This window comes from Bacillus sp. 37MA (assembly GCF_000372765.1).
Lineage (GTDB): Bacteria > Bacillota > Bacilli > Bacillales > Domibacillaceae > Domibacillus > Domibacillus aminovorans.
The window spans coordinates 43,554-53,684 of the sequence record NZ_KB889755.1 but is presented as its reverse complement, the minus strand read 5'-3'; the positions used below and the strand labels follow the sequence as shown (position 1 = coordinate 53,684).

The 10,131-nt window shown below is 39.5% G+C and carries 7 protein-coding genes; 6 read left to right on the top strand and 1 reads right to left on the bottom strand.

The window, feature by feature from the left end:
* Positions 1-51 precede the first annotated feature (51 nt).
* The 4 genes from A3M5_RS25900 (at position 52) to A3M5_RS0121750 (ending at position 1,412) form a co-directional block, all read left to right on the top strand.
* Positions 52-219: a hypothetical protein gene (locus tag A3M5_RS25900; RefSeq protein WP_018395870.1), complete on the top strand. Its 168-nt coding sequence runs from the start codon at positions 52-54 to the stop codon at positions 217-219.
* A gap of 21 nt (positions 220-240) precedes the next feature.
* On the top strand, positions 241-402 hold the full coding sequence (locus A3M5_RS25895) for a hypothetical protein (protein WP_018395869.1): 162 nt from the start codon (positions 241-243) through the stop codon (positions 400-402).
* A gap of 75 nt (positions 403-477) precedes the next feature.
* The gene (locus A3M5_RS0121755) at positions 478-918 is read left to right on the top strand and encodes a hypothetical protein (protein WP_018395868.1); all 441 of its coding nucleotides are present in this window, start codon (positions 478-480) and stop codon (positions 916-918) included.
* Complete coding sequence (locus A3M5_RS0121750; RefSeq protein ID WP_018395867.1) at positions 915-1,412, top strand: hypothetical protein; 498 nt, start codon at positions 915-917, stop codon at positions 1,410-1,412. The genes A3M5_RS0121755 and A3M5_RS0121750 overlap by 4 nt, the downstream gene beginning before the upstream one ends.
* 15 nt (positions 1,413-1,427) lie before the next feature.
* On the opposite strand, the gene A3M5_RS25640 is transcribed toward A3M5_RS0121750, so the two are convergent.
* Positions 1,428-1,604, bottom strand: a complete 177-nt coding sequence (locus A3M5_RS25640; RefSeq protein ID WP_018395866.1) for a hypothetical protein — start codon at positions 1,602-1,604, stop codon at positions 1,428-1,430.
* 156 nt (positions 1,605-1,760) lie between these two features.
* Between A3M5_RS25640 and A3M5_RS0121740 the strand changes: the two genes are divergently transcribed.
* Together A3M5_RS0121740 and A3M5_RS23955 are read left to right on the top strand one after the other, a co-directional pair.
* A complete protein-coding gene (locus tag A3M5_RS0121740) occupies positions 1,761-3,278 on the top strand; it encodes an S-layer homology domain-containing protein (RefSeq protein ID WP_018395865.1) in 1,518 nt (505 codons plus the stop codon).
* Positions 3,275-10,126 (top strand): RCC1 domain-containing protein, encoded by a 6,852-nt coding sequence (locus tag A3M5_RS23955; RefSeq protein ID WP_018395864.1) that lies wholly within the window; start codon positions 3,275-3,277, stop codon positions 10,124-10,126. Before A3M5_RS0121740 ends, A3M5_RS23955 begins: the two co-directional genes overlap by 4 nt.
* Positions 10,127-10,131: the final 5 nt, after the last annotated feature.

Sequence of the window (10,131 nt, the reverse complement as noted above, 5' to 3'; positions counted from 1 at the left end):
GGATATGCACCACCAACAGTAGCACCATAAAACAGAGGAGAGTGAAGGAGAATGCAAGATCTTATATCAAAGATAGGCTTGATTATTCTTGCGGTAGTGATCGTGATGGTCGTGATTATGGGGGTATTCAAGACAAGTTCAAATAACATGGGAAACGAAGGGAAAGGCCATGTTGATGCGGTGATTAATGGATATGCACCACCAACAGTAGCACCATAAAACAGAGGAGAGTGAAGGAGAATGCAAGATCTTATATCAAAGATAGGCTTGATTATTCTTGCGGTAGTGATCGTGATGGTCGTGATTATGGGAGTATTCAAGACAAGCACAACTAATATGGGGACTGAAGGGAAAAGCCATATTGATGCCGTGATTCAAGGGTATACACCGCCGGCACCTTAATTTAGGTTCATAAAAGGTTCGCTAATTGACATTAGTGGACCTTTTTTAAAAGAAAGGAAAGGAGGGAAGTCTCCTGTGAAGTCATATATTGTTGGTTTGGCGATGTTCTTTGTCCTAATGTTTTTTATCACACAGTTTGTAGCAAACGAAAAATCGCATTATGTCAGATCGGTTTTTAGCAATACAGTCTATCAATCTGCTCAACAAGCAAGACAATTAGGATATTTTCATCCTGATATTATTACAGCTTTACAAAGCAATGTTGCTGAAAAGTTAAATATGAATGTAGGAGAGTTAGACCTTGTAATTGATCCATCTACAACGACAACGACTGTAAAATACCGAGATGTAAACTTTTCTGAAAGTGAATTAATTCATTACAAAATTGGGATACCGATAACCAATATTGTTCCGATGGCAAAATATCTTGGAATTAGTCAGGATTCGAATAGGTATGTGTTTTATGTTGAAGGAGATGTTTCCTCTGAAAAACTGAATGTGGCGGCTTCACCATGAAAGAATTTATCATTGGGATCGCGATGGTTTTAGTCTTCACTATTTTCACCATTTATCAGCAAGATAATAACATCCATAGAGAACAAATGCAGGCTTTAAAATCCATTACACAGGAAGCAGCCGCAGCCGCAGCACAGCATTACAGATCTGACGAATATGGAGATGGTTACTACAGTTTTAATGAAGCAGAAGGTCGTAAGGCTGCTGAAGCGATTATTCGTTCAAGTTTAAAACTGGATGCTGAATTAAGACCAACTAGTAAAAGTTATTGGCGTAAGGTTTCTAAAGTAACCTATGACATTACCTTTTTAGATCATAATGATTTCACTGCTTTTCCTCAAAATTATCAATATATACATCCTAGTGGTTCTATGGATTTTATTCTATATGGACCTTCGGTGATCGTGACAATTTCAACAGGGAAAGCGAATTATACATCTATTCCTATTAATAGCGATAGTTATCAGACTGGGATTCATACGTTCGATGAATAATAAAAAAGCCCCCAATTAGTCAAGGGGGGGAATTTTACCTTGTTCTTTAAGTTCATCTAAATGATTTTGTATTAATGTGGCCACGTAGTTACTAACTTTACGGTTATTGGCTTTTGCAACTTTTTGTAAAGCTAACTTTGATTCTTTCGGAATAATGACTTGTATTCTTGTTTTATCTTCTGGAATTGCCAAGAGTTTCACCTTCCTTTGTACATTGAAAAATAAATAATTCACCATTATTTTCAAATTTACGAGTAATAGTATTGTAATAGTGACGTAACTGTTGTATACTCATTGTATATTATAAATAAGGATAACGTCAAGATACAGGAAAGGAAGAGAGTAAAAATGGGAAATAAGAAGCACAAAATGACAATAACAATTGCGGCATCATTGATATTAGCAGGAACATTAGGGATCGGGGGAGGAAATACATCAGGTAACGATCAATATGATGATGTGAATCACCGTGTATATGCGGCACAAATAAGTGGATTTAAGGACGTTGCGGCTGATTCTTTTGCGAATGAAGCGATTCTAAGCTTAACAGGAAAGAATATTATCATGGGTTATCCGAATAACTTGTACAAGCCATCTGAAACGGTGACTCGTGGACAGTTTGCTTCCATGCTTGCGCGAGCGTTGAATCTACCAAAAGCAGATTCAAGTTTTAAAGACTTAACAAAAAAAATGGCCCTCTATGATAGTGTAAGTCGTGCTGCAAAAGCAGGTATCATCAAAGGGGATGCAAAGGGGTACGTGAAGTCAGATCAAAACGTTTCTCGTGCTGATATTGCCGTCATGATTGATCGGGCCATGCAATTAAAAGGCAACTATAATAAAACAACAGACCTTGCATTCACAGACAAAAATTCAATCCCTGCTTATGCGATGGACTCGATTAAAAAAATGACGAAATACGGGATTATTCAAGGGAAAGGGAACAATTCATTCGCACCGGCTGAATACGCAGATCGTGCAACATCAGCGGTCTTCCTTTATCGGATGCTAAATGTGCTGAATGAAAAACCTGCTGATGGTGGAGGTGGAACGACACAACCACCGGTTGTAACGCCAGAACCGCCTACTAATGGTGGAGGTGGAGGAACAACTACGCCACCTGTAACAGAAAAGGATTATCGTAAAATGACTCTGGCTGAAATCAAAGGGGTCGTCGGGGAATTTACAATTCTTGAACGATATGTTGAAGGTGGGAAAGAAAAAATCGGTACTTACGATTATGTGGAAGCCTATTACAACTTGCTGCATCATCCAACAAAGGGTCAATATATGACGCAATCGCCACAGGAGTGGTTTAAAGATTGGATAGAACATGAGTCGAAAGGTTTTGCGGTCACGATCAGCTCCAACTATCCGAAAAATCGCGAAATTATTGCATTCAACGGGAAAGCCTACAAAAATTCAGAACTTTACAATCCAAGTATCTTAATACCAAGTGTAGATGAAGTCTTGCCGGTCCAGCCTTCGCAAACCGGTCAGTTCTTGATTGATGTCATGTCGTTTAGCCCGAATTTTGTCACATATACAAAAGATTTGGTTAAACCGGACAATTTAGCTGAAACACCTATTAAATCTGATAAAGATTACATTGTTAATATTGAAAAAGCTTTTGCCAATGCACCAGGAGTCACGGTTGCAAAAGATGGTTCAGAACTTACGTATAAAGGAACAAAAGTTAATCTTTCAAATGGACAGCTTAAAAATGGATCGTATTATGCACCGATTCGTGAAGTAGCCGATTCACTTGGATTGGACACAAGACGAGTAACTTTGGATGCAAGCGGAACATATCGTCTTGAAATCGCAAATTATCCACTTGAGAAGAAAGAGGGACTTTGGGAATGAACCATAAACTCTTTCAACCAATATTCTTCATTATAACAATTTTATGTTTGTTCATACCGACGCTTCCGGCGTCGGCTTTGGACGTGAACGAACCTGACATTAAAAAAATGAGTTCGTGGAAAAATCCCAAATCGACGGAATTTTACACTATCGGCATTACAAAGAAAGACGATTACCTCTATTATAGTGACTGGAAAGTTCGCGTCGATAATAGCGAAAAAGGATCTATGGTGCTTATGCGCTCCAAAGATAATCCAGAAGCCGGCTTGACCTTTGCTCACCCTTCACAGGTGAGTCAATGGGCAGGTTTTTTTAATGGAAATAAAGATTACGTTGGCCAACAGGCGCTAACGTCGATAAAACAAACATTCGGCAGTCAAAGGGTTGACCGTGCTTATTCACGTGATATTGCGCGGTATAGTGGTGCAAAAATTGATATAACTGCTGGAAGCTATGATGAAAATGGTTACCGTAACGCCATTGTAGAGATAAAAACAACCAAATATCCAGAAGCCACTTTAGTCCCAAAAGTAACAACGATAGAGAAAGGAGTACCTTTATCCATTAAGGTAAGTGGTAAACAATTCAGCCCGTATAAAGAGGAGCTAACTTGGACGCTTTATGCCGATTCAACCCGATTAGATGGAGGAACGTTGAGCAGTTCCACTTTATCAAAAGATGTATCACGCGTATTTTCCTCATGTGGTGTTAAAGAATTAAAATTAACAGTAACAGATGAAGTACAGCGATCAACTGTTAAAACAGTGAATGTCAATGTAACAGGCTGCGCAACACCGCCGCCACTTGGACAACCGGCATTGACCATTGAACCATCGACACAAGAAATTATGGTGGGCGATACGGCATCATTCACCGCCAATTATTTTGATGCAAGTGGAAATAAAACAGTCGTAACAACTCACTCTGGTTCAACTTGGTCGGCTGTTAATTCTGCGGTCGCACAGCCGGGAACAAAAGGACAGTTTGTCGGTAATTCTGTGGGAACAAGTGAAGTAAGCGTCACGTACAGTGGTCTAACGGCAAAAGCAACCGTGATTGTCAGTGCAACACCTCCTGAACCGGAACCAGAGCCTATACCGAATCTAGATCCTGAAGTAGAGATTCAGGGTCCAGTTGTGGTGAGGGCAGGAGAAGAATTTTGTTTACATGCTTCCGCATCTGATCGGGACGGTGAAATTATATCTTACGATTGGAACTATAATGCAATAGGGAGTTTATGGGGACAAACTGGCTGCGGTCTTTATTACAATAAGGAAGGCGAAAAAACCGTTCAGGTAACGGTAACGGATGATGCCGGGGGAACAGCAAGCGACACGCATACGATTCTCGTTGTGCCGCCTACACCGATTGCTGATTTCAAACAAGAAGGTGCGTTAAAAGAAAATCGTAAATGGACCGTAATAGATACGACTTCAACGCCAAAGAAATTTCCAATTGTGGAGGAAAAATGGACAATAGAAGCCGTTGATCCTGCTAATAACGTACCAGAGATTCTTAAATATAAAGGCAGCCTGACGGAAGATAAGGTTATTGATCTTTTGATGAAAAAGGAAGGCAAGTATAAAGTAACCCGTTTTGTCCGAAATAGTTACAACGATCCAGATAAGAACTGGAATGAAAAAACCGTCGAATACACGGTACGTTCGGATGAAAAACCGACAGCTGATTTTGCGACCGTCACAGCTAAAATACGGGATGATGTAAAGGAGCGTCCTGCTCTATCTCAAACTCGTGTAAGTGTGAAGGATAACAGTGGCTCAAATGATGACTTTATCGGACAGCGTGTATGGTCGTATCAATTTGATTCTAATAATGATAGCAAATTCGATAGCAACGATGATGATTCGGTCATTTTTTCCGATGGAAATGAGGAGACACCTTTCTTTGACACAAATAAAGTCGGGAAGTACAAAATTAGTCTAACGACGATTGAAGAATTTGCACAGCCTACAATTGAGGAATTTGTGACGGAAGCAGATCGTCGGCGTGATGATACATCAGACAAGCCTTCATCTGAATCAGTGGTGGAAGTGAAAAATATTCGCCCTGTGGTTTCCTATGATGTAAAAGGGAAAAAGGAGATTGATTTACAATTAGACGCAATCGACAGTCCCTATACACAAGCTATGATTGAAACAGCTTTTAATGAGGAAATTGTACCCAAACTTGATGCGGAAGGATATAAGATCAATTTAGAATGGCTAGAAAAAAAGACAGGAAGTTCGGTATCAAAAATGGCTCTGGGAAGCGAACATACAAGTGTCATTTTAGAAAATGGAGAAGTGTGGAGTACAGGATACAATATTAATGGTCAATTAGGGAATGGGACAAAAACGTATAGCAATGTACCAGTAAAAATGTCACTTCCCGTTGGTCGAAGTGCCGTGTCGATAGCCGCTGGAATGAATCATACGAGTGTACTTTTGGATAACGGAGAAGTCTGGAATGTAGGAGATAATTTTGATGGTCAATTAGGAGATGGAACGAAAACGGATAGAAGTATACCAACAAAAATGTCACTTCCCGCTGGTCGAAGTGCCGTGTCAATAGCCGCAGGACGTGAGCAAACGAGTGTTATTTTAGACAATGGAGAAGTATGGGGGGCAGGAAAGAATGGTAATGGTCAATTAGGGAATGGAGCGACATCAAATAGCAGCGTACCTGTAAGAATGATACTTCCTTCTGGTCGAACAGCAACGATGATTACCATTGGCACGAACTCTACGAGTGTTATTTTAGACAATGGAGAAGTATGGGGGGTAGGATATAATCTTCATGGCCAATTAGGGAATGGCACGACAACGAATAGCCTTGTACTAGTAAAAATGAAGCTTCCTGTTGATCGACATGCAGTGTCGATAGCCGCTGGTGGAGGAAGTTTTATGAGTGTCCTCTTAGACAATGGGGAAGTGTGGAATATAGGAGATAATATTTATGGTCAGATCGGGATAGGGTCGAGTTTGGCGTCGATCAAAGACCTGACAAAAATGATACTTCCTGTTGGTCGACATGCTGTGTCGATAGCCGCTGGTATCTACCAAACAAATGTTACTTTAGATAATGGGGAAGTGTGGAGTGCAGGGTATAACTATACGGGTGCATTAGGTGATGGAACGAATACAAACGCCAAAGTAGCAGTAAAAATGAAGCTTCCAGCTGGTCGTAGTGCGGTGTCGGCAACCGGTGGATTTAATCGAACGAGTGTTACTTTAGATAATGGGGAAGTGTGGAGTACAGGACATAACACTACTGGTCAATTAGGAAATGGGACAACAACGGATAGCAAAGTACCTGTAAAAATGACGTTACCATCTAGGGCAGCATTTTCTACCGGAGTGGTCAAGGATACCAAGACTAATTTCGGATCATCAAACAAATACCTATTTACTGGAATAGTATCAGATAAAGAAGTTGATACAGGTGCAGTCTCTTCATCTGTGATAGATGCCGGTGGAAACTTCATTGGCTTAGGTAATTTAATAAACAAAGCACAGATAGAATCCATTGTCGACGCTAATAATGGGAAAGGTACGTACCTGTCATTGAACGACAATGTAAACATGATGATGGGATCGGTTGCTGATTATATCATTGCAGAAATGAACAACAAATCGGATGAAACAACCATTGACCTTCAAGTAGGCTTGGATGATACACCGTATACAAGAAATCAACTTGAAGCGAAGTTCAATGAGATTTTAAAACCGAAATTAAATGATGAACGAATTAAAGCAAATGTGAAGTTTATTGAAAAAGAGACAAATTCATATGTTTCAAGTATTGCAGGGAATGGATCTTCTTTAATCTTTGTGTTAGAGGATGGTTCTGCATATGGAGTAGGATATAACCTATATGGAGAATTAGGTGTTGGAAGTAGTGCATGGATTAAAAAACCAGTGAAAATAAACCTGCCGAATAAAGTTATATCAGTATCAATGTCAAGGGCATATTCCCTATTTTTACTAGAGGATGGAAGTGTATATGGTGGAGGACAAAATAGTTATGGTCAATTAGGGACTGGTAATACGACAGGAAGCTATGTTCCAGTAAAAATGATTCTTCCTGATAAAGCCAAATATATCTATGCAGAGCCTATCGGTTCTAATAACACGACTCGTACATTTGTTATACTTGAAAACGGTGAAGCTTATAGTGCAGGATCACATAATAGCGATTCACAAAAAGATACAACGCCGATTAAAGAACAGGCTCTACCGGATAAGGTTAAAATGGTAACGTCTTCAGGTCAAAATACATTTAATGATAAGACTTATTTTTTACTTGAAAACGGTGAGGTTTATGAAAAATTCACTCGATATAGCCTTAACGAGTCGGGTGTGGGTGTTTACACTCCCCACTTTAATAAAATAGATTCATTGCCTAGTAAAGTGTTAAAAATATCAACTTCACAAAGTCATACTCTTTTTTTACTGGATAATGGTGAGGTTTATGGTGTTGGAGAAAATGCAACTGGCGCTTTAGGTAATGGTGAATATGGATATGAGGTATATTGTACTCTATCATGTACTTTATATTACAAATCTTTATTTGAAAGTGTGCCTGTTAAAATGCAGGGTTTGCCAAGTAGAGTAATAGATATTGGCGCTGGGCCTTTGATTTCTTACATGAAACTCCAAAACAATGATATTTATGGTGTTGGAAGCAATCAGGGAAATCAACTTGGTGATAACGCTATGGGAGAAAGTATGGATGTAGAAGGAGCATATGCCTTTTACAATCAATATATACAAACTACTCCTGTAAAAGTAACTGGTATCCCTAGTGAAGTAGTATTCATGGAAGGACATGGGGGCTATATTCAAGATACAAGTGGCTCAAAATCTTTTATAACACATGGAAATAACTTTTTCTTATTGAAAACCGGTAAGTTATATTCTCCAACAACAATTCAGACAGGATACTATAATTTAACGGATGTAAATGCTATTGGTAAGTTGAACACGACTGAAAACATCTTAAATTCAAATGGATTTGATTTTGTAGAAAGTAAAAACATACTATTCGGCTCCGTTTTTAGTCGTCAAGCAATGGACAGTGATAAACTTGTCCAAAGTGTATTGGGTGCAGATGCAGACTTTATCGGGGTAGGAAACAGCATCAGTAAACCTTCATTTGATCAAGTCATTCAGAAAAACATGACCAACGGTACATTTATCAATGATGCACCTATTGATACAACGGTCAATGCAATGGCTGATTATATCATTGAACGTGTAAATCACCGGATCAATTCAAAAGAGCTTTATGTGACGCTTGATGATACGGTCACTTATAAAACCGTTTATAGCGATTACGAGAACGATCCTCTATTCTCGGAACGCTGGAAGTACATGCATACGCCTGACGTGTTTGAAAATAACATGGGTGTCGATCCAAAAGCACATAAGTATTTGACGCTGCCAATTGAGCAGTTTACACGTGTCGGAAAATATCAGCCATTGTATAGTGGGCGTGACAATCCCGTACATTGGGATAATAATGCGTTTGATACTTATCGTTTGTGGGCAAAAGATGCGGACAACTGGTTTATTTACGCTCATCGCAAGCCAATTCCGGATTTTAGCTTTACGATAAATAACATAACTGGTGCCTACTCTGTCACAAATAAAGCACTCGATTTGGACAAGTACAGTATTGAAATCGGTAATGGTCCAGGTATTCGGAAGCAAACATTTCAGTGGCGTGTAGAAGGCGAAAAAACATGGAAAGCCGGGCTACCGACTGGAAATCTTGAACAGAAGGTATATGAAGTCAAAAACACGGTTGTAGACTTCCAGCGCCGCACTGAATCCATGATTAAGAAAATGGATGCGACAGGCATCAACAAGCCGCCTGTAGCTGTATTTGAACCGATTCCGAGCGTTATCACAGTAGGACAAGATATTCTCTTTAAAAACTTGTCTTGGGATCCAAATGGCGATCCGTTAACTGCTCAATGGGCGATAAAGAAAAAAGGTGAGCCGGACAGTACGTATACTGCTCTATCAACCGATTATGAGCCGACGAAAAATTTTACAGCACAAGGTGAATACATTGTCCGTTTAATCGTAAAAGATCCGTCGAATGAAACAGATTCAACGACACGGGATATTATTGTCATGGCCAATAATACGAAGCCAAATGCAGGATTTACGTATCCTAACCCTGTATATATCGGGGATACGATTCAAATAGAATCTGCCGCAACTGATCCAGACGGCGATATTTTGAGCTATACGTATACAATTGAGAAACAAAACGGTGATACTGTCACTATTCAGTCCGGCGATCCAGAAATGGACAGTAACGGTAATATTATGTTGCCAGCAGACCAATTTCCTTCGGATCTTGGAAAATGGATTATTACTCAAACCGTAAGCGATGGAAAAGCCGAAGATACAGCGACTGGTGAACTAACAGTGCTGGATCAGACAATTGAAGGATTTGTGAATCACACGCAGAAGTGGGAAGAAAATAGACAAAAATATAATTTTGATAGAACTGGTTCAGCCAATAGCCCAAGAACACCAGATGTTTTCTTTCCGGGTGAGAAGTTTATGTTAAAAGCGAATGCTACTAATACGGCAGATACAGTTCGAGTGAAAATTGTCGGGATTCCCGGCTATGAAACAGTATTGACCAACAATGCAAGTGATTGGACAGGCTCTCTATGGAAAGATGATATGCTAAAGCGTTTTAAAAACATGGATGGGGAAACATTAACATTCGAATTTACATCAACCTATTCAAATGGCTGGATAAGAACAGATAAGGTTAATATCATCATCGACGATGACGAATACTGGCTGCAACATACGACTTTTTAAGAAAC